This is a genomic window from Amycolatopsis sp. WQ 127309, from assembly GCF_023023025.1.
In the GTDB taxonomy this organism is placed as follows: domain Bacteria; phylum Actinomycetota; class Actinomycetes; order Mycobacteriales; family Pseudonocardiaceae; genus Amycolatopsis.
The window spans coordinates 6,336,602-6,354,500 of sequence record NZ_CP095481.1 but is presented as its reverse complement, the minus strand read 5'-3'; the positions used below and the strand labels follow the sequence as shown (position 1 = coordinate 6,354,500).

Below are 17,899 nucleotides of genomic sequence, written 5' to 3'. Positions count from 1 at the left end.
GAGTCCGCGTCCGCTGCTCACGTCCTCAAGCTATCAGCGCAGGGCGGTGACCAGGAAGTCCGTCACTTCGGCCGGACCGCCGTCGCCCGTGGTCACCGGGTCGCCCGCCGCGCGCAGGCGGTTCGCGTACTCCGCCGACTTCCGGCCGCCGCCGGCGAGCAGGAACGGCGGGGCGCCCGGGCCCGCGTAGGTCAGCGGGCTCGCCTCGCGCAGGGTTGCCGGCGCACGGCCCAGGGCGAGCAGGATCGAGGCGCGGGTGACCGCGTCGAGGCCGGTGAAGTCCGTGAAGTCCGCCGGGGCGGCCAGGGCCACCACCGCGTGGACCGTGCTCGGGACCCCGGCGTACTGGCCGGCGTCGAAGCCCGGCGCGGTGCCGAGGAGGGCCGCCAGCGTGCCGCCCGTGCCGGTGCCCCAGGCCGCGATGCGGGCCGGGTCGAGGTGCAGCGCCGTCGCGTTGGCCGCGAGGAAGCGGACCGCGCACTTGGTGTCGGCGAGCGGGGCGGGCCACGGCGCCGCGGGGGCGAGGCGGTAGTCGATCGAGGCGACCGCCACGCCGCGGGCCGTCAGCGCGTCGCGGACGGCGGTGAACCGCGGGCCGTCGAGCAGCGCGCCGGGACCGGCGGGCTTGCGGTTGCCGAGGAACAGGCCGCCGCCGTGCAGGTAGAGCACGACCGGCGCGGGTGTCGCGGACGTCCGGGGCTGGTAGACGTCCATGGCCAGGGGGATCCCCGCCGGGCGGCAGTACTCGACCGTGCTGGACGTGCTGTCGAGCAGCGTCGAGGCGTTGGTGCCGGTGACGCCGTCGCCCGCGGCGACCGCGCCGGCCGTGCCGGTCGCCAGGACCAGCAGGAGCACGGGGAACAGCACGATCCACGCCGACACGCGCCGCAGCGTCGACGGCCGCGGGTGCGCCCGCCGCCGGGCGACGACCAGGAGCCCGAACAGGGCGACGAACTGCAGCCCGGCGATGACGTAGTCGGTGAAGCCGACCACGGTGTCCGCCGGCTGCCACGGGTCGAACCGCGCCAGCAGCCCGAGCGGCCGGCTGACCACCCACAGCGCGAGCGCCACGGCGGCGGTCAGGGCCGCGAAGTGGGCGGTCTTGCGCGTGGGCCAGCCGAGCACGGCGGCCACGGCGACGATTTCGACCGCCGCGAAGACGCCGAACAACATCGCGTAGAGCTGCCAGAGCCGCCAGAGCGCGGGCACCGCGGCGGCCGTCGTCACCGCCCCGCTCAGAGCGGCCAGCGACGCCGTGACCAGCAGCGCACCGCGTCGCAGGGGTGGCGTGGCGTCGTACCGGGAGGTCGCCGGCAGGGGACGTGCCCACTGTCGGTCGACGGCTGTCATGCCCCCAGTGTCACCCCGGACGCCGTGCGGCGGCCACCGCGCCGGGCCGGACACGCTCGGCTCGTGCCCCGTTTCACCGGCCACGACGGCCGTGAACTCGCGGCCGCGAGGACGAAGTTGCTGTCCCCGGCGCCGTGGTCCGGCAGGATCGGAACATGCCCCCGGAACCTGATCCCACCGCCGCCATCGCCGCCTTGCGCGCGGAGCGCGACGCCGCGCGTCAGGAGCTTGCCGACCTGCGTGCGTGGTTGACCGTGAAGCTCGGACTGCTGCACCGCGCCCCCGGCCCGCAGGGCATCACCGTTCTCAGCGTGGCTACCGATCGGGAGATCATCACCAAGATCGAGGAGCTGATGAAGGGCGAGGCTCAGGCGTAGCAGGCGGCGAGCGCGCCGAACGCGGCTTTCGGTTCCCAGGGCAGGCCCGGGTACGTCTCCCCCGAGCCTTCCTCCAGGACCTTCACCACGCCCCAGCTCGCCATGTCGAGATCCTCGCGGGGCGACGCGCGGTGCACCAGGCCGTAGCAGACGAAGGTGCACGCGAACGCCGCGTCGACGCCCTCCTCCGTGAACACCTTCAGCAGCTCGCGGAGGTAGCCCGCCTGCTCCTCTTCGTCGCGGACGTAGTCGCCGTTCAGCCGGACCGGGACGTCTCCGTCGTACTCGAGGATCTCGCCGCTGCGGGCGCCGAGGTCGGCCGCGCCGCGGTAGGTCGTGCAGCCGAACTCCGTGATCGCCACCGGCTTGCCCGCCGCGACCAGCGTGCGGATGCCCTCCTGGTAGATGTGCTCGACCTCCTTCGAGCGGTGCGCGTCGACCGAGACGATGTCGAACGGCGTCCAGTCGACGCGCTCCAGCGGGACCGACGCGTAGGTGATCCGGCCGCCGAACCGGGCGCGGACCGCTTCGACCGCGCGGGCCAGGAAGTCGTTGACGCGGGCGGGGAGTTCGGCCAGCGCTCGCAGTGATTCCGGGGACCGCTCGAACAACCCGGCCGTGCGCTCCGGGAGGGTTTCGCCCGGCAGGAAGCCGTGGTTGAACAGGCTCAGCTCGGCGCCGGTGACGAACACGACCTCGGCTCCCGCGACCCGGAGGCGTTCGGCTCGCTCGGCGCCGTCGGCGAGCTGCTCGAGGATCTCCGCCGGCCGCCGGTCCCAGGGGAACGGCGAGAACCACACCTCCAGCCCGAGTGCGGCCGCTTCCCGCGCGGCGGACTCGATCCGGTCCAGGTCGGTGCCGAACAGCCGGACGGCCGTGCAGTGCAGGTCGTCGCGGATGATCGTCAGCTCACGCCGGACCAGCTCGGGTGCGAAGGGACGGCGGATGGTGCCGCCGACCGCCATTCCGGTGTCGTAACCGATGCCCTTGGCTCGCATAAGAGATGCCCTCCGGAAGAAATAGCGTACGGTACGTACCGTACCCTATTGGCAAGGTACGGTGAGTACCGATGACCGAAGCGAAGACCCGGCGGCGCGGCGCCGAACTGGAAGACGCGATCCTGCGCGCCGCCGCGGACGAACTGGCCGAGGCCGGCTACCCGGGCCTGACCATGGAACGCGTCGCGCAGCGGGCCGGCACCAACAAGAACACGATCTACCGCCGATGGCCGAACCGCGCCGCGCTCGGCGTCGCCGCCTACCGGCACCTGGCCGAGGACAAGCTGCGCCCGCCCGACACCGGCGACCTGCGCGAAGACGCGCTCGCGTTGCTGCGCGCCGTCAACTGCGGCGCCTCCTCCCCCGCCGCCCAGATCCTGCGCGGCCTGCTGGCCGGCGTCAGCGACGACCCGGACCTGCTGGCCCGGCTGCACGAGCAGGCCGGCGACGGCGGCACCACCGCGTGGCTGACGCTCCTCGAGCGCGCCGTGGCCCGCGACGAGGCCCCGCCGGAGTCGCTGCACCCGCGTGTCGCGACCGTCGCGCTTACCTTGCTGCGCAACGAGTACCTCACCCGCGGACTGACCACAGTGGACGACGGCGTCCTCGTGGAGATCGTCGACGAGGTCTACCTGCCGCTGATCCGCGGCCGCCGGGCCGGCGCGTAGAGTGTCAACCGCAGTGCCGGGTCCTCGTTCGCCTGGAACGTCGCGTACTCGTACTCCACCGGCTCCGGGCGGTACAGCGTCTTCCGGCCGGGTCCACTGTGGACGACGTCGTGGCGCTCCCACCAGCCCGCGAACTCGGCGCAGCCCGCGCGCAGGCGGCCGGCCAGCGCGGTGAACGCCGGGTCCGGCGCCCACAGGTCGTGCGCGGCGTGGAACTGCGCCACCGTGTGCTCGGCCTGCGCCGCCCAGCCGGGCCCGAACAGCCGCCGCCCCCGCTCGTCGAGCAGCAGGAACACCAGCACGTTCCGGTCCGCCTCGGGCAGCTTGCCGAAGTCGGTGAACAGCGAGACGGCCGCGCGGTTCCAGGCCAGCACGTCCCAGCGGCGGCCGGTGACGTACGCGGGCTGGGTCAGGTTCTCGATCAGCCCCCGCGTCGCGTCGGGGACCGACTCGCGGACGAACGCCGTCCGCGCCGGGTTGCGGGCCAGTTCACGCAGGTGGGCGCGCTCCGCGTCGTCCAGCCGCAGGGCGCCGGCCAGCGCCTCGATCGTCTCCGTGGACGGGCTGACCGTGCGGCCCTGCTCCAGCCGGATGTACCAGTCGACGCCGATGCCGGCCAGCTCGGCGACCTCCTCGCGACGCAGCCCGGGCGTCCGGCGGCGACGCCGGTCCGGCAGCCCGAGCGCGACCGGGTTCAGCCGTTCCCGCCGCGACCGCAGGAACTCCCCCAGCCCGGCGCGGGCCACCTCTGCCATCGACGACCTCCGGGTGGCACGCAACAGTCCCAGGATGATACCAGGCCTGGATATGCCGTCCGGGAACGCGGAAGCTGGCCTCATGAAAGCTGCTGTCCTCGAAGAATTCGGCACGATGCCGTCCGTGCGCGAGTGGCCCGACCCGGTACTGGGCACCGGCGAGGTGCTCGTCGACGTCGTCGCGGCGCCGGTGCTGCCCTACGCCGGGGAGGTGTTCCGCGGCGAGCGGAACTACCTGCTCACGCTGCCGGTCGTGCCCGGCGCCGGCGCGGTCGGGCGGGTGCGCGCGACCGGCCCGGACGCGACCCGGCTCGAGCCCGGCGACTGGGTGCTGTGCGACCCGACCATCCGCTCCCGCGACGACGCCCGCACGCCGGACATCACGCTGCAGGGCCTGAGCGCGCGCGGTGAAGGCGGCCTGTTCCTGCAACGCCACTTCGGCCACGGCGCCTACGCCGAGCAGGTGCTGGTCCCGACGGAGAACGCCGTCCCGCTCGGCGCGATCGACCCCGCCGACGCCGGCCGGTGGGCCGCGCTCTCCCTCTGTCTCGTGCCGTACGGCGGGCTGCTCGCGGCTCAGCTCCAGCCGGGCGAAACTGTGCTGGTCAGCGGCGCGACCGGCAACTTCGGCAGCGCGGGCGTGGCGGTCGCCCTCGCGATGGGCGCGGCCTGCGTGGTCGCCCCGGGCCGCAATGTCGACGCGCTGGCCGACCTGGAACGCCGGTTCGGCGCGCGCGTCCGGACCGTCCGGCTCACCGGGGACGACGACACCGCCCGGATGCGCAGCACGGCGCCCGGCCCGATCGACGTGGTCCTCGACCTGCTGCCGCCGTCGGCGGGGGCGGCCGTCACGCGGACCGCGGCCATGACGGTGCGCGAGTACGGCCGGGTCGTGCTGATGGGCGGCGTCGGCATGCTCGGCGGCGACGACCTCGCGCTGCCCTACCCGTGGCTGATGCGCAACAACATCACCGTGCGCGGGCAGTGGCTGGCCCCGCGCGAGGCGAACACCGGCCTGATCGCGCTGGCCCGCGCGGGCCTGCTCGACCTGGGCGGGTTCGCCGTCACGGAGTTCGGCCTCGACGAGATCGCCGACGCCGTCGGCCACGCGGCGAAGGAGCAGGCGCGGTTCGCCCTCACCGTCATCCGGCCCTGAGCGCCGACGCCTGACCAGGCTGCTCGGCGGCCGCGCCCAGGATCCAGTTCCGGAACTCGACCGCGAAGTGCTGCAGGTGGTGCTCGATCACCTGCGGGCCACAGGTGGCCGGCAGCGTCACCGAGAGGCGGGCGGTGAACCCGTCCTCCTCCTCGGCGAACGCGTTGGCGATGGAGCCGACGACGGTGCCGTCCTCCAGCACGAGGCGCGACCGCCGGCGACCGCCGGGTGGCGGCTCCGCTCCCGGCGTCGCGGAGTCGTCCCACTCGCGCATGAAGAACGAGCAGACGTGCTCGCCGAGCGTCTCGACGATGTTCACCCGGCCGCCGGCCGCGTGGATCGAGTAGTGCTCCGGGTGGCCTGCGAGCAGGACGTCCTCCCGGCCGAAGGCCCGCGAAAGCCATTCGGTGAACTGCGCCGCGGTGATGCCGTGGGCGCGCAACGTCGTCGTGCCGGTCGTCTCCTGTCCGGCGGAGAGCGCGACCTGTTCGCGCAGGAAAGCGCTCCCGGCCTCGATCTCGTCCCGCAGGAGGTCGAACAGGCGCTCGCGGCCGAGCTTTCCCTTCAGGAGCGCCAAAGCCCGCCGTGCGGCCACCACCTCGAACCGCTCGACGCGCCCGTCGTGGTCGTCGCCGGCCAAGCGCACCCACGGCGCCGGTTCGGCCGGCGCCTGCCGGACGGGAAGCTGCAGGTAGGAGGCGTGCTCGCCGCCGGTGTGGACGACGTGCTGCCCGCGGTTGGCGCCGGTGTACTCCCGGATGCCGGGCATCACGGTGCCCAGCAGGTTCCGCGAACTGACGACGAACCGCAGCTGCTCACCGGCGTGGAACGCGAGCCCGACCGGGAGCAGCTCGATCTCGACGTCGACGACCTCGCCGGCCGAGAGGCGCTCCACGCGGTCGAAGCTGTGGGCCGGCACGTCGGGAGTCGAAAGGGCCTCGTCGAGGTGGCGCGCCGAAACGCGCAGGCGTCCGTCGGAACCCTTGTACCGCAGGATCGTCGCGCCGTGCTCGGTCACGTCGTGGACGATCGCGCCCCGGTTGGGGACGGTGAACGCCTGGAGCGGCGTGCCGTGGGCGTCGAGCTTCTGCACGAGCACGAAGACGTCCATGTCGTCGGCACCGCGCGCTTCGAGCCACAGGTGCGCTTTCGGGTAACCGGCCAGCACGGTGTCGCGGTCGAACCGCACGACGAAGGACACCGCGTCCGGGTTCGCGTCGACCGCGTAGGTCACGGCGGTCTCGTCGGCGGGGGCCGTGGTCGTCAGCGCGCGCGAGCGGCCGTCGAGGTAGTACTTCGTCGACGTGACGTCCGCCGGGGGAAACTCCTCCGCGGCGACGCCGACCCGGTCACCGCCCTGGAGGTCGAGGATCGCGTAGCGCACCCGGGGCGTCCGCTCCCAGCCGTTGTCCTCGCCCTTGAGGTAGTGGTCGAAGAAGCGGCGCAGGTCCTCGACGTTGACTTCGTCGTAGTAGTCGGGCCATTCCTGACTGTTGTGGACACGCAGCCACTTCTCGGGCGACGCGATCCGCCGCCAGGCGCGGAACGTCCCGGCCGTGTGCAGCGTGTTGGAGTAGCTGGCCACGACGTAGGCCGGCACGGTGATCCGGCCGAAGTCGGGGATCTTGTTCTCCCACAGGTCGTTCACCAGCGGATAGCGCTCGACCTCGGTGAGGATGTCCTCCTTGCCGTTCTGGCCGAAGAAGCTGCCCTCCTGGAGCTGCCGGGCGAACCCGGTGTCGGGCATCCCGCCGCGCATCACCAGGTCGCGGTAGACGTCGCTGACGCCTTCCCACGGGTTGATCGCCGCCAGGTGCGGGGGCTGCTCGGCGGCGGTGAACCACTGGGAGACCGCAAGGTAGGAGGTGCCGCTCATGCCGACCTTGCCGGAGCACCAGGCCTGCTGCGCCAGCCACTCGATCACGTCGTGACAGTCGCGGCCTTCCTGGCGGTCCCACAGCACGCTGTCGCCCTCGGAGTCGACCACGCCGCGGACGTCCGGGTTGCAGATCGCGTACCCCCGGGCGCACCAGTACGCGGGGTCCGGGCCTTCGAACTTCTCCAGCCCGGACACGATCCCGTTGTCGAGACCGACCATCCCGAAGACGCCCATCGCGCTGGCGGAGGTCCCCTGTCCCTTGCCGTAGGGACTCCACGCCACGATCACCGGCACCCGCTCCGCACCGGCCGGGCGGAAGAGGTCGACGTGGATCGTCACCCCGTCCCGCAGGCGGACCGCCACGTCCTTCTCGAACACGACGTCGACGGGCAGGGCCCGGAACTGCGGCGCGACCCGGAACCCGGCCTCCAGCGTCCGGGTGCCGGGGTCGAACGCGGTCAGCACGCCGGTCCGGGCGGCCGGCAGCGGCCGGGACGGCACGAACACCCTCTGGTCATCACTCATGAAGCCGACCGTACGTCTGTTCTGCTCAGAACTCAACACTCGTTGAGATCGGTGGGCCGACCGCTACATTCGGGTCATGACCACGCAGGAAGACCCCGCGGCGGGGACGCGCCGCGGCCGCCGGCCCGGCAGCGGCAGCACGCGGCAGGTGGTGCTCGACGCGGCCCGGGCGCGGTTCGCCCGTGACGGCTTCGCCACGACCACGATCCGGCGCATCGCCGCCGACGCCGGGGTGGACGCGTCGCAGGTGATGCAGTTCTTCGGCTCGAAGGACGAGCTGTTCGCGGCCGTGATGGCCGTCCCGCGGTCCGCGCTCGACCGGTTCGACACCGCCTTCGAGGGCCCCGACGAACACCTCGGCGAACGGGTGGTCCGCGCGTACCTCGGCGCCTGGGAGGGCGCGGCCGGCGAGTCGGAACCCCTGATGGCGATGCTGCGCGGCGCGATCACCAACGACCACGCGAGCGCGCAGCTGCGCGACTTCATCCAGTCCCGGCTGGTGCACGGCACCCGGGGGCGGGGCGGGGACGACGCGATGCTGCGCGCCGGTCTCGCGGCGGCGATGCTGGTCGGCATCGTCACCAGCAGGCAGATCATCGGCGTGCCGGTGCTCGTCGCCGCCGACACCGAGCAGCTCGTCGCGACCGTCGCCCCCGCGATCCACCAGATCCTCGTGGGCGCCCGCCCGGAGCGAGCGTGACGAGCACCCGGCTCGCCCGCCACGAGCGGATCGCGGCGGAACTGTCCACTTCGGACGTCCTGACGACGGCGACCCCGCTGGGCAGCGGGATCGGCGGCACGACCTGGCTCGTGCGGGTGGCGGGTGAGCCCGTCTTCGTGAAGCGGATCGCGCTCACCGACGTCGAGCTGAGTCACGAGGGGTCGACCGCCGACCACTACGGCCTGCCGGCTTGGTACCACTACGGCGTCGGCTCCGCGGGCGGCGGCGCGTGGCGGGAGCTGGCGGCCCACCGCGACGCGAGCGAGTGGGTCCGCACCGGCGCGTGCGAGAACTTCCCGCTGCTGCACCACTGGTGCGTCCGCCTCGGCCTGCCGCGCGCGCCGCTGCCCCCGGCCGAGCTGGAGCGGGACGTCGCGTTCTGGCACGCCGACCCGGGCGTGCGACGGCGGCTCGAAGCCCTCGACGCGTCGAGCACGGACCTCGTGCTGTTCTTGGAACACCTGCCGCGAACGCTCGCCGAGTGGCCGGACGCGCCGGTCCGGTTCGTCGACGAAGAACTCCGGCGCGTCACGGACTTCCTCGCCGGGCAGGACGTCCAGCACTTCGACGCGCACTTCGCCAACATCGTCACCGACGGCGGACGGCTCTGCCTCACCGACTTCGGCCTCACGCTGTCGTCGCGGTTCGAGCTGTCGGACGCCGAGACGGAGTTCCTCGCCGAGCACGCCACGCACGACCGGGCCTACGTCCTGACCCACCTGGTCAACCGGATCGTCCGGCCGTTGCGGGCGTGGCCGCACCCGCGCGTCCGCAACGACTTCGTGCGCGACTGCGCCGCGGGGCGGGACGTCCCGGAGCTGCCGCCGGACGCGGCCGCGCTCCTGCGCCGGTACGCCCCGCTCGCCACCGTCGTCAACGACTTCTACTTCGCGCTGCACGGCGACAGCCGGAAGACGCCGTATCCGGCGGACGAGATCGCCCGGCTGCTCGGCGCGCTCTGACGCCCTTTCGCGGACTACTCGCGTTTGACCGCACCGAGCGCGTGGGGAACATGTCGAGGACCGCCGGGCCGCGCTCGTCGCGGAACTCGCGTCGTGGAAACACCTCCAGGAACACGCGGGGCCCTACCTCGACGGCCTGGAGCCGCTGGGGTTCGACCACGTGCTCATCCGCCTCGAAGCCGAGGTGACAACGTCCTGGCCCGCCAGGGCATGAAGACCTGGCTCCGGATGTGCGCCGCCGTCCCGGCCGTGAAGCGGAGCAGCTTCACCGACGAGTGGACCGACGACCTCCCCGCGGCGCGCACCGCTCTGGTCCGAGCTTCTCGTAGCCGCTGGTCACCCGACCGGCGGAAATGGTGTACGCCCCTGTACACCATTGCTACTGGCTGGTAGGTTACCGATTCACCATTGTGATCCACTTCATGATTCAAAGGGGAGTCATGATCAAGCCTGCCCGCTTGCTGGCCGTCGCCGCGGCCCTCACGCTGACCGTCGCCGCGGCGCCGGCGGCCTCCGCGGCTCCGGCGGCCGATTCCTTCTACACCTACAGCGGCAGCGAACCGCTGTCGTCGTTCGATCCCGGGACCGTGCTCAAGACCCGGACGCTGAGCTACCACATCGTCGGCATTCCCACGCCGCTGACGGCGATCCAGCTGCTCTACCGGACCACCGACGCGCAGGGGAACCCCGCGGCCAACGTCACCTCGGTGGTCCGGAGTCCCAACGGAGACACCAAGAAAGCCATCTCCTACCAGTCGGCCTACGACTCGCTCAACCCGGCGGACAGCCCGTCGCGGGCGATCGCCGGCGACGTCACCCTCGGCGGGCTGCTGCCCAACGGGGAGTCCCTGCTCGTCACGCCCGCGCTGCTCCTGGGCTACAACATCCTCATCCCCGACACCGAGGGGCAGGACGCGAACTTCGCCGCGGGGCCGGAGTACGGCACCAAAACCCTGGACTCGATCCGGGCCGCGACGAAGGCGGCCGAAACGGGCCTGACCGGCACCACCAAGTTCGGCCTCATCGGCTACTCGGGCGGCGCGATCGCGACCGGCTGGGCGGCCGCGCTCGCGCCGAGCTACGCACCCGACGTCAACAAGAACCTGGTGGGCTTCACCGAAGGCGGCGTGCTCGTCGCGCCGTCGCACAACCTGAAGTACGTCGCCGGCAGCCCGGTGTGGTCCGGCGTCATCCCGATGGCGCTCGTCGGCGTCGCCCGCTCCTACGACATCGACCTCAAGCCCTACGCCAGCGCGTACGGCCTGAAGGTCCTCCAAGAGGTGGAGCAGGCGTCGATCATCAACGCGCTGGGCCGCTACCCGGGGCTGACGTGGGAGAAGCTCGTCAAGCCGCAGTACTCGAACCCGAACTCGGTGCACCCGTTCGTCGACGCCGTCAACAAGGTGAACATCGGCTCGGCGCCGACGCCGTCCGTTCCCGGCTTCATCGCGCAGGGGAACAACGGGCTGCTGGAAGGCACCTTCGGCAACCCGCCGGGGATCGGGACGGGTGACGGCGTGATGGTCGCCGGCGACGTGCGGGCGCTGGCCCGGCAGTACTGCGCCGGTGGCAACAGCTCGATCAAGTACGCGCAGTACGACCTGCTCAGCCACGTCGGCGGCGCGGTGCGCTGGGCGCCCGACGCGATCGGCTGGCTGAACGACCGGTTCGCCGGGAAGGCCGCGCCGTCCAGCTGCGGGCACATCCCGGCGGGCAACTCGCTCGCCCCGGAGGTCCCCACGAGCTGACACCGCTGTGCCCGGCCGGAGCACCCGGCCGGGCACAGTACGGTCTGCACGTGACAGCGCACCGGAAGCTGCCGAAGGGCCCGCACGGCCTCAGCCGTGACGAGGTGGCCGGCACCCAGCGCGCCCGGCTGATCGACGCCGTGCTGGAGAACGTCGGCACCCGGGGCTACCTCGGCACCACGGTCGGGCACATCACGGCGACCGCGGGCGTCTCCCGGACGTCGTTCTACCAGCAGTTCGCCGACAAGCAGGACGCCTTCCTCGCCGCGTACCGCGTGCTCAGCAACGACTTCATCGACCAGGGCGTCGCCGTGGCCGCCGCGGCCCCGACCCCGCTCGAAGCCGTCGCCGCGTGCGGCGACTTCCTCGTCGACTACGTCCACCGCCGCCCGACGGCCGTCCGCGCCGTCCTGCTCGAGATCTTCGCCCTCGGCGACGCCGGCCTCCAGGCCCGCGAAGAAGTCCTGCGCGCGGGCGAAGCCGTGTTCGACCGGACGGTCCTGTGGTTGCGCAGCACCGATCCCGCGCTGCCGGCGCCGCCGCCGTTCACCGCGCGCACCGTCGTCGCCGCCACGATCGAACTCATCACCCAGGCCATCTGGCAGGCCACCGAAGAGGCGTACGACCAAGCCCGGGAAGCCGTCCGCTACACGTGGCTGCTCGGGATGTTCGGGCACCGGAGCCTCAGCTGGTGAGGCCCGCCTCCGCGCACTTGCGGAACGCCGCCACCAGCCGGTTCCGGTCCCCCGCGCGGGTCGCCAGCGCGACGTGGCTCGGCTCGACGTCCGCCAGCGGAACGGTGGTCAGGTCCGGGCGCAGGCCGGTGGGCGTGGCGGAGCCCGCCGGGACGATCGCCACCGCCTGACCGCTCGCGACCAGCTCGATCTTGTCCTCGATGGCGCTGATGAACGGCCCGTCCGGCGCCGGGCGGCCGTCGGGACGCGGGTCGACGCGCCAGAAGGCGTCCCACTCGGCGTCGGACGCGCGGGGCAGCGGTTCGTCGGCGATGTCGTCGAGCGTCACGGATTCCTTGCCCGCCAAGCGGTGGTCACTCGGGATCAGCAGGACCCGCGGCTCGTCGCGCAGGACCGTCACGTGCAGCCCGGTGCTGGGCAGTGGCAGCCGGACGATCGCCGCGTCCACGCGGTTCTCGAGCAGCGCCGCGCGGGCGTCGTCCCACTTCAGGTGGAGCGTGCGGACGTCGGCGTCCGGGTGGCGGTGGCGCAGCGCGCGGACGGCCGGGGTGACGATCAGGTTCCCGGTGTAGCCGACGGTGATCCGGCTGGGCCGGGCGACCGCGCGGGCGCGGGCCGTCGCCGCGGCCGCCGAACGCAGGACGTCGGCGGCGAGCGCGAGGAACGCCTCGCCGGCCTCGGTGAGCCGGGTACCTTGCGGCGTGCGGTCGAGCAGGCGCGCGCCGACCTGCTGTTCCAGCCGGACGATCTGGCGGCTCAGCGACGACTGCGTCAGGTGCAGCTCGGCGGCGGCGCGGCCGAAGTGCCGGTGCTCGGCGACGACGGTGAAGCTGCGCACCAGCCGGAGATCGAGGTCGTCCACGGTCCGAGCGTACCGCCATGAGCTGTGGTGATGCACAGATCGCGACACGCGATGCGAAACGCCAATTGGACGCGGCGGGGCAGGGTGGCCCACGGTGGAGGCATGGACATCACCACGGCTCGCGCCGCGCTCGGCCCGCTCGGCGTCTACCTGCCGATCTCGTTCACCAGCAGCCCCTCGGCCGAGGACCAGCGCGAAGGCGCGCGACGGCTGGAGCGCGCCGGGTACCGCGCCGCCTGGACCAACGAGGTCGTCGGCGGCAAGGACGCCCTGGTGCAGCTGGCCGTGCTGCTCGCCGCGACGGACCGGCTCACGTTCGGCACCGGCATCGCGAACATCTGGGCCCGCGAGCCGCAGACGCTGCACGCGGGCGCGGCCCAGCTGGCCGACGCGTACCCGGGCCGGCTGGTGCTGGGGATCGGCGTCGGCCACGCGCCGCAGGCCGCCGGGGTCGGGCGCGAGTACGGCAGCCCGGTGAAGACGCTGCGCGACTACCTGGAGCGCATGACGGCGGAGACGTGGCCGCCCGCGCCGGACGTGGCGTACCCGCGGATCCTCGGCGCGAACGGCCCGAAGATGCTGGCACTGGCGGGCGAACTCGCCGACGGCGCCTACCCCGCGAACCTGCCCCCGGCGTACACGACCGAAGCGCGCAAGACGCTGGGCGCGGACAAGCTGCTGGTGGTCGGCCTGACGGTGGTCACGGAAGCCGACCCTTCTCTCGCTCGCGCGGCGGCGCGGGAGAAGGCTGCTGCCAGCCTGGGCCTGCCGTGGTACGGGAAAGCCATGGAGCGCTTGGGTTTCGACGTCGCGAACGTCGACGGCTTGGCGGACGCGGTGGTCGCCCACGGCGGCCCGGACGCGATCGCGGCGAAGGCCCAGGAGCACCTGACGGCGGGCGCGGACCACGTCCTGCTGATGCCCCCGACGACCGACGACTTCCTCGCGGACGTCGCAGAGCTGGAACGACTCGCGCCCGCGTTCGGCACTTTCACGTGAAAGTGCCGGACGCGGGCGCGGAGCCTGCCTACAGGTCAGCTCAGACCAGGTCGTACCGGTCCGCGTTCATGACCTTGTGCCACGCGGCCACGAAGTCCTTGACGAACTTCTCCTTGGCGTCGTCGCTCGCGTAGACCTCGGCCAGCGCGCGCAGCTCCGAGTTGGAGCCGAACACCAGGTCGGCGCGGGAGCCGGTCCACTTGACCTCGCCGGTCGCGCGGTCGCGGCCCTCGAAGGTCTCCTGGTCCTCCGACGTGGACTTCCACTCGGTCTCCATGTCGAGGAGGTTCGCGAAGAAGTCGTTCGTCAGGGCACCCGGCGTCGCGGTCAGCGCACCCAGCGACGTCTGCTTGTGGTTCGCACCCAGGACGCGCAGGCCGCCGATGAGGACGGTCAGCTCCGGCGCGCTCAGGTTCAGCAGGTTCGCGCGGTCGATCAGCAGGAACTCCGACGGCAGGCGGTGGCCCTTGCCGCGGTAGTTGCGGAACCCGTCGATCGTCGGCTCGAGCGGCGCGAAGGACTCCGCGTCGGTCTGCTCCTGCGTCGCGTCGGTGCGGCCCGGGGTGAACGGCACCGTGATGTCGACGCCCGCGTCCTTCGCGGCCTTCTCGACGGCCGCCGCGCCACCGAGCACGATCAGGTCGGCCAGCGAAACCTTCTTGCCCCCGGCGGAGAAGGACTCCTGGACGCCCTCCAGCGTGCGCAGGACCTGCGCGAGCTGGTCGGGCTCGTTGACCTCCCAGCCGCGCTGCGGCTCGAGGCGGATGCGGGCGCCGTTCGCGCCGCCGCGCTTGTCACTGGCGCGGAACGTCGAAGCCGACGCCCACGCGGTCGAGACGAGCTGGGCGACGGTCAGGCCCGAGTCGAGCAGCTTGGCCTTGAGGTCGGCCACGTCGGCGTCGGAGACCAGCTCGTGGTCGACGGCGGGGACGCGGTCCTGCCAGATCAGGGCTTCCTGCGGCACCAGCGGGCCGAGGTAGCGCTGGATCGGGCCCATGTCGCGGTGGGTGAGCTTGTACCAGGCGCGGGCGAACGCGTCCGCGAACTGGTCCGGGTTTTCGTGGAAGCGCTTGGAGATCTGCGCGTAGACCGGGTCGACGCGCAGCGCCAGGTCGGTCGTCAGCATCGTCGGCTTGCGGGCCGGGTCGCCGGCCTCCGGGCCGGGGATGGTGTCCTCGGCGTCCTTCGCCACCCACTGGTGGGCGCCGGCCGGGCTCTTCGACAGCTCCCACTCGTAGCCGAACAGGTTGTCGAAGAACTGGTTGCTCCACTGCGTCGGCGTGGAGGTCCAGGTGACCTCGAGACCGCTGGTGATGGCGTCGCGGCCCTTGCCGGAACCGAAGGTGTTGTTCCAGCCGAGGCCCTGCTCCTCGATGCCGGCGCCCTCGGGCTCCGGGCCGACGTGCTCGTCGGGGTCGGCCGCGCCGTGCGTCTTGCCGAAGGTGTGGCCACCGGCGATGAGGGCGACGGTCTCCTCGTCGTTCATCGCCATCCGGCCGAACGTCTCGCGGATGTCGCGGGCCGAGGCCAGCGGGTCCGGGTTGCCGTTCGGGCCTTCGGGGTTGACGTAGATGAGGCCCATCTGGACCGCGGCGAGCGGGTTCTCCAGGTCGCGGTCACCGGTGTAGCGCTCGTCGCCCAGCCAGGTGCGCTCCGGGCCCCAGTACACGTCCTCGTCCGGCTCCCACACGTCGGCGCGGCCGCCGGCGAAGCCGAAGGTCTTGAAGCCCATGGTCTCCAGGGCGCGGTTGCCCGTGAAGATCATCAGGTCGGCCCACGAGATCTTCTGGCCGTACTTCTTCTTGACCGGCCACAGCAGGCGGCGGGCCTTGTCCAGGTTCCCGTTGTCCGGCCAGCTGTTCAGCGGCGCGAAGCGCTGCATGCCGGCGCCCGCTCCGCCGCGGCCGTCGTCGGTGCGGTAGGTGCCGGCGCTGTGCCACGCCATGCGGATCATGAACGGCCCGTAGTGCCCGAAGTCCGCGGGCCACCACTCCTTCGACGTGGTCAGCACCGCGTCGACGTCCGCGGCCAGCGCGTCCAGGTCGACGGTCTTGAAGGCGGCGGCGTAGTCGAAGTCCTCGCCGAGGGGGTTGGCGACGGCGGGGTGCTTGCGCAGGATCTTCAGGTTGAGCTGGTTCGGCCACCAGTCGCGGTTTCCCGCGCCCTCGGTCGGGTGGTTGCGACGCCCGGCCGAGACCGGGCAGCCGCCCGCGGTCTCCTCGTTCATCTCGCCAACAACGGCGTCAGGGCTGTCAGACACAGGAATCCTTCCGGGAAACGGTGTTCAGGAACTGGAACAGTCGGGGCACAGGCCCCGGTAGACGACCTCGGCCTCGTCGATGACGAAACCGTGGGCTTCGGAGGCGGTCAGGCAGGGCGCACTGCCGACGGCGCAGTCGACGTCGGCGATGGCCCCGCAGGACCGGCAGACGACGTGGTGGTGGTTGTCCCCGACCCGGGCTTCGTAGCGCGCCACGGAACCCGGGGGCTGGATGCGCCGGAGCAGCCCGGCGCCGGTCAGTGCCCGCAGGACGTCGTAGACGGCCTGGTGGGACACTTCGCCGAGGTCGCCGCGCACGACGCCGATGATCGAGTCGGTGTCGGCGTGCGGGTGGCCGTGCACCGCGGTCAGCACCGCCAGCCGTGGACGCGTGACGCGCAGGGACACCCCGCGCAGCATCCGCTCGAACTCCGATGTCGTGGGCACGGCGGCGAGTCTGCCCGATAATCTGGAATGAATCAAGATTGACTCTCTCGAAGCCACCCATCCGGGTCTTGACCGCTACAGCTCGACGCGGTGGTCGTCACTCCGGCCGTGCCGCTGACAAGGCGTTCCGGGCTCGCGCGGGCAGAGCACCCACATCTCCGACGCCGTGAACGCGTACAGCCGGTACGCCGACGGCGCCGTGACGTCGCCGAGGCTCATGTCCGCGGCGCCGTCACTCCGGGGGTAGCCGGCCAGGGCGCGTTCGAGGTCGTCACCGGCGAGTTCCCGCGCTTCGCCCGCCGCGTACACCGCGCGGCCGTGGTACGGCTGGACCGTCGAGTCGAAGACGACCGCGCTCGCCCGCGGGCGTTCGGCGAGGTTGCGGGAGTGGTGGGCGTCGAGGGCCGAGACCCAGACGAACTCGCGATCACCCGCCGGGGCGAAGTAGACGGGGGTGAGCCAGGGCGCGCCGTCCGGGCCGGTCGTGCCCAGGGTCAGGTAGCGGTTCGTCTCGATCAGGTCCCGCGCGTGGGCGTCGAGGTCGCTGTCGGTCATCGGGACATCCAACCGTATTCCCCGAACCGGTGAGATGGAGATCACGAGTGCCGGCGTTTACCGGTGCACCGGCCGGGTAACCGGACTGCGTCCGGGTTGGTTCACTTCTCCCAGGAGTCGTTCGCATGACCAGCGTCCTGACCGGCGGCCGCGAAAACGCCCGCCGGGTCCCCCCGCAGCAGCGCCGGCCGGACGGAGGCGACCCCTCCGCCGAGCTCACGAGGCTCGCGGCCCTGGCCGATCTGGCCCGGCGGTCGACACCGCCGATCATGCACCGCGCGATCCTCGCCGGCGGCGATCCGGCGAGCGTGGCCGCGGCCGCGCGGCTGAGTGCCGCGCAGGCCCACATCCGCTGGCACGAGTGGGCGGGTACCTCGGTCCCCCTCGACGAGTACCTCCGGGTCCACACCGCGTTCGCCGACGCCATCGGCGCCCACCACGACGTCATCCAGGAGATCTGATGTCCGCCACCACCGACACGCCGCCCGCGCCGGGCACCCGCGCGACGCTGGCCGAGCTGGCGGCCCTGGGCGAAGCGGCGACAGGCCTGCTGACGGAGATCACCGAGCACCTGGCGCAGCTGGACCCGCCCGCGAAGGACTGATCTCGCCCAGCTGACCACCCACGTCCACTGTGGACGTGAGTTTGATGCTTCCCGCCCTCAAGTGGGTCGGTGCGCACTGATCGGGTTGTTGCGCGCCGGATCAGACTCAGCTGCCCGCGCGGCGGCTGCGGACGTGGGCTTCGTGCTTTCCGTCCGCGAGTTGTTGTGCGCAGGATCGAACTCAGCCGCCCGCCGCCGCTGCGGACGTGGGCTTCGTACTTCCCTCCCCCAAGCGATCGGCGGGCTGTTGCCCGCCAGATCGGATTCAACCGCCCGCTGCCGCTGTAGTCGTGGCTTCGTGCTTCCCATCCCTGGCCGATCGGCGGGCCGTTGCGCAC

The 17,899-nt window shown here is 72.4% G+C and carries 18 protein-coding genes; 10 read left to right on the top strand and 8 right to left on the bottom strand.

Annotation, left to right across the window (positions count from 1 at the left end; genetic code table 11):
• Positions 1–33: 33 nt before the first annotated feature.
• Positions 34–1,350 (bottom strand): alpha/beta hydrolase, encoded by a 1,317-nt coding sequence (locus MUY22_RS29060; RefSeq protein WP_247049769.1) that lies wholly within the window; start codon positions 1,348–1,350, stop codon positions 34–36.
• A 155-nt stretch (positions 1,351–1,505) separates the two neighbouring features.
• On the opposite strand from MUY22_RS29060, the gene MUY22_RS29055 reads away from it, so the two are divergent.
• Positions 1,506–1,727: a hypothetical protein gene (locus MUY22_RS29055; RefSeq protein WP_247049767.1), complete on the top strand. Its 222-nt coding sequence runs from the start codon at positions 1,506–1,508 to the stop codon at positions 1,725–1,727.
• Here MUY22_RS29055 and MUY22_RS29050 read toward each other — a convergent pair.
• Entirely contained in the window at positions 1,718–2,725 is a 1,008-nt protein-coding gene (locus MUY22_RS29050) for a hypothetical protein (protein WP_247049765.1), read from the bottom strand. The genes MUY22_RS29055 and MUY22_RS29050 overlap by 10 nt on opposite strands.
• Before the next feature lie 71 nt (positions 2,726–2,796).
• Here MUY22_RS29050 and MUY22_RS29045 point away from each other — a divergent pair, with 71 nt between their 5' ends.
• Entirely contained in the window at positions 2,797–3,393 is a 597-nt protein-coding gene (locus tag MUY22_RS29045; RefSeq protein ID WP_247049763.1) for a TetR/AcrR family transcriptional regulator, read from the top strand.
• Here MUY22_RS29045 and MUY22_RS29040 read toward each other — a convergent pair.
• Positions 3,354–4,148, bottom strand: coding sequence for a helix-turn-helix transcriptional regulator (locus MUY22_RS29040; protein WP_247049761.1), 795 nt, complete (start codon positions 4,146–4,148; stop codon positions 3,354–3,356). The genes MUY22_RS29045 and MUY22_RS29040 overlap by 40 nt on opposite strands.
• Before the next feature lie 82 nt (positions 4,149–4,230).
• Here MUY22_RS29040 and MUY22_RS29035 point away from each other — a divergent pair, with 82 nt between their 5' ends.
• Positions 4,231–5,304: a zinc-binding alcohol dehydrogenase family protein gene (locus MUY22_RS29035; RefSeq protein WP_247049759.1), complete on the top strand. Its 1,074-nt coding sequence runs from the start codon at positions 4,231–4,233 to the stop codon at positions 5,302–5,304.
• Here MUY22_RS29035 and MUY22_RS29030 read toward each other — a convergent pair.
• Positions 5,291–7,708 carry a CocE/NonD family hydrolase gene (locus MUY22_RS29030; RefSeq protein ID WP_247049757.1) on the bottom strand — a complete coding sequence of 806 codons (2,418 nt, stop codon included), beginning with the start codon at positions 7,706–7,708 and terminating at the stop codon, positions 5,291–5,293. The two genes, MUY22_RS29035 and MUY22_RS29030, sit on opposite strands and share 14 nt — an antisense overlap.
• A gap of 76 nt (positions 7,709–7,784) precedes the next feature.
• Here MUY22_RS29030 and MUY22_RS29025 point away from each other — a divergent pair, with 76 nt between their 5' ends.
• From MUY22_RS29025 to MUY22_RS29010, 4 genes are all read left to right on the top strand, one after another.
• Positions 7,785–8,408, top strand: coding sequence for a TetR family transcriptional regulator (locus tag MUY22_RS29025; protein WP_247049755.1), 624 nt, complete (start codon positions 7,785–7,787; stop codon positions 8,406–8,408).
• Positions 8,405–9,391 (top strand): hypothetical protein, encoded by a 987-nt coding sequence (locus MUY22_RS29020; RefSeq protein ID WP_247049753.1) that lies wholly within the window; start codon positions 8,405–8,407, stop codon positions 9,389–9,391. Before MUY22_RS29025 ends, MUY22_RS29020 begins: the two co-directional genes overlap by 4 nt.
• 440 nt (positions 9,392–9,831) lie before the next feature.
• Positions 9,832–11,139, top strand: coding sequence for a lipase family protein (locus MUY22_RS29015; protein WP_247049751.1), 1,308 nt, complete (start codon positions 9,832–9,834; stop codon positions 11,137–11,139).
• Between the two features lie 50 nt (positions 11,140–11,189).
• Complete coding sequence (locus tag MUY22_RS29010; RefSeq protein ID WP_247049749.1) at positions 11,190–11,834, top strand: TetR/AcrR family transcriptional regulator; 645 nt, start codon at positions 11,190–11,192, stop codon at positions 11,832–11,834.
• Here MUY22_RS29010 and MUY22_RS29005 read toward each other — a convergent pair.
• On the bottom strand, positions 11,824–12,696 hold the full coding sequence (locus MUY22_RS29005; protein ID WP_247049748.1) for a LysR family transcriptional regulator: 873 nt from the start codon (positions 12,694–12,696) through the stop codon (positions 11,824–11,826). The genes MUY22_RS29010 and MUY22_RS29005 overlap by 11 nt on opposite strands.
• A gap of 102 nt (positions 12,697–12,798) precedes the next feature.
• Between MUY22_RS29005 and MUY22_RS29000 the strand changes: the two genes are divergently transcribed.
• Positions 12,799–13,695 (top strand): TIGR03620 family F420-dependent LLM class oxidoreductase, encoded by an 897-nt coding sequence (locus MUY22_RS29000; RefSeq protein ID WP_247049747.1) that lies wholly within the window; start codon positions 12,799–12,801, stop codon positions 13,693–13,695.
• Positions 13,696–13,735: 40 nt separating this feature from the next.
• On the opposite strand, the gene katG is transcribed toward MUY22_RS29000, so the two are convergent.
• The 3 genes from katG to MUY22_RS28985 form a co-directional block, all read right to left on the bottom strand.
• Positions 13,736–15,922, bottom strand: a complete 2,187-nt coding sequence (katG, locus tag MUY22_RS28995; protein WP_371827496.1) for a catalase/peroxidase HPI — start codon at positions 15,920–15,922, stop codon at positions 13,736–13,738.
• Between the two features lie 57 nt (positions 15,923–15,979).
• On the bottom strand, positions 15,980–16,402 hold the full coding sequence (locus MUY22_RS28990; RefSeq protein ID WP_247049742.1) for a Fur family transcriptional regulator: 423 nt from the start codon (positions 16,400–16,402) through the stop codon (positions 15,980–15,982).
• A gap of 75 nt (positions 16,403–16,477) precedes the next feature.
• Positions 16,478–16,957, bottom strand: coding sequence for a pyridoxamine 5'-phosphate oxidase family protein (locus MUY22_RS28985; RefSeq protein WP_247049738.1), 480 nt, complete (start codon positions 16,955–16,957; stop codon positions 16,478–16,480).
• A 125-nt stretch (positions 16,958–17,082) separates the two neighbouring features.
• Here MUY22_RS28985 and MUY22_RS28980 point away from each other — a divergent pair, with 125 nt between their 5' ends.
• Complete coding sequence (locus MUY22_RS28980; RefSeq protein WP_247049736.1) at positions 17,083–17,418, top strand: hypothetical protein; 336 nt, start codon at positions 17,083–17,085, stop codon at positions 17,416–17,418.
• On the top strand, positions 17,418–17,561 hold the full coding sequence (locus tag MUY22_RS28975; RefSeq protein ID WP_247049734.1) for a hypothetical protein: 144 nt from the start codon (positions 17,418–17,420) through the stop codon (positions 17,559–17,561). Before MUY22_RS28980 ends, MUY22_RS28975 begins: the two co-directional genes overlap by 1 nt.
• The last annotated feature ends 338 nt before the right edge of the window (positions 17,562–17,899 follow it).

Coding starts and splice junctions, on each gene's coding strand:
- MUY22_RS29060 (WP_247049769.1), bottom strand. CDS start 1,350: ATGACAGCCGTCGACCGACAGTGGGCACGTCCCCTGCCGGCGACCTCC.
- MUY22_RS29055 (WP_247049767.1), top strand. CDS start 1,506: ATGCCCCCGGAACCTGATCCCACCGCCGCCATCGCCGCCTTGCGCGCG.
- MUY22_RS29050 (WP_247049765.1), bottom strand. CDS start 2,725: ATGCGAGCCAAGGGCATCGGTTACGACACCGGAATGGCGGTCGGCGGC.
- MUY22_RS29045 (WP_247049763.1), top strand. CDS start 2,797: ATGACCGAAGCGAAGACCCGGCGGCGCGGCGCCGAACTGGAAGACGCG.
- MUY22_RS29040 (WP_247049761.1), bottom strand. CDS start 4,148: ATGGCAGAGGTGGCCCGCGCCGGGCTGGGGGAGTTCCTGCGGTCGCGG.
- MUY22_RS29035 (WP_247049759.1), top strand. CDS start 4,231: ATGAAAGCTGCTGTCCTCGAAGAATTCGGCACGATGCCGTCCGTGCGC.
- MUY22_RS29030 (WP_247049757.1), bottom strand. CDS start 7,708: ATGAGTGATGACCAGAGGGTGTTCGTGCCGTCCCGGCCGCTGCCGGCC.
- MUY22_RS29025 (WP_247049755.1), top strand. CDS start 7,785: ATGACCACGCAGGAAGACCCCGCGGCGGGGACGCGCCGCGGCCGCCGG.
- MUY22_RS29015 (WP_247049751.1), top strand. CDS start 9,832: ATGATCAAGCCTGCCCGCTTGCTGGCCGTCGCCGCGGCCCTCACGCTG.
- MUY22_RS29000 (WP_247049747.1), top strand. CDS start 12,799: ATGGACATCACCACGGCTCGCGCCGCGCTCGGCCCGCTCGGCGTCTAC.
- katG (WP_371827496.1), bottom strand. CDS start 15,922: ATGAACGAGGAGACCGCGGGCGGCTGCCCGGTCTCGGCCGGGCGTCGC.
- MUY22_RS28985 (WP_247049738.1), bottom strand. CDS start 16,957: ATGACCGACAGCGACCTCGACGCCCACGCGCGGGACCTGATCGAGACG.
- MUY22_RS28980 (WP_247049736.1), top strand. CDS start 17,083: ATGACCAGCGTCCTGACCGGCGGCCGCGAAAACGCCCGCCGGGTCCCC.
- MUY22_RS28975 (WP_247049734.1), top strand. CDS start 17,418: ATGTCCGCCACCACCGACACGCCGCCCGCGCCGGGCACCCGCGCGACG.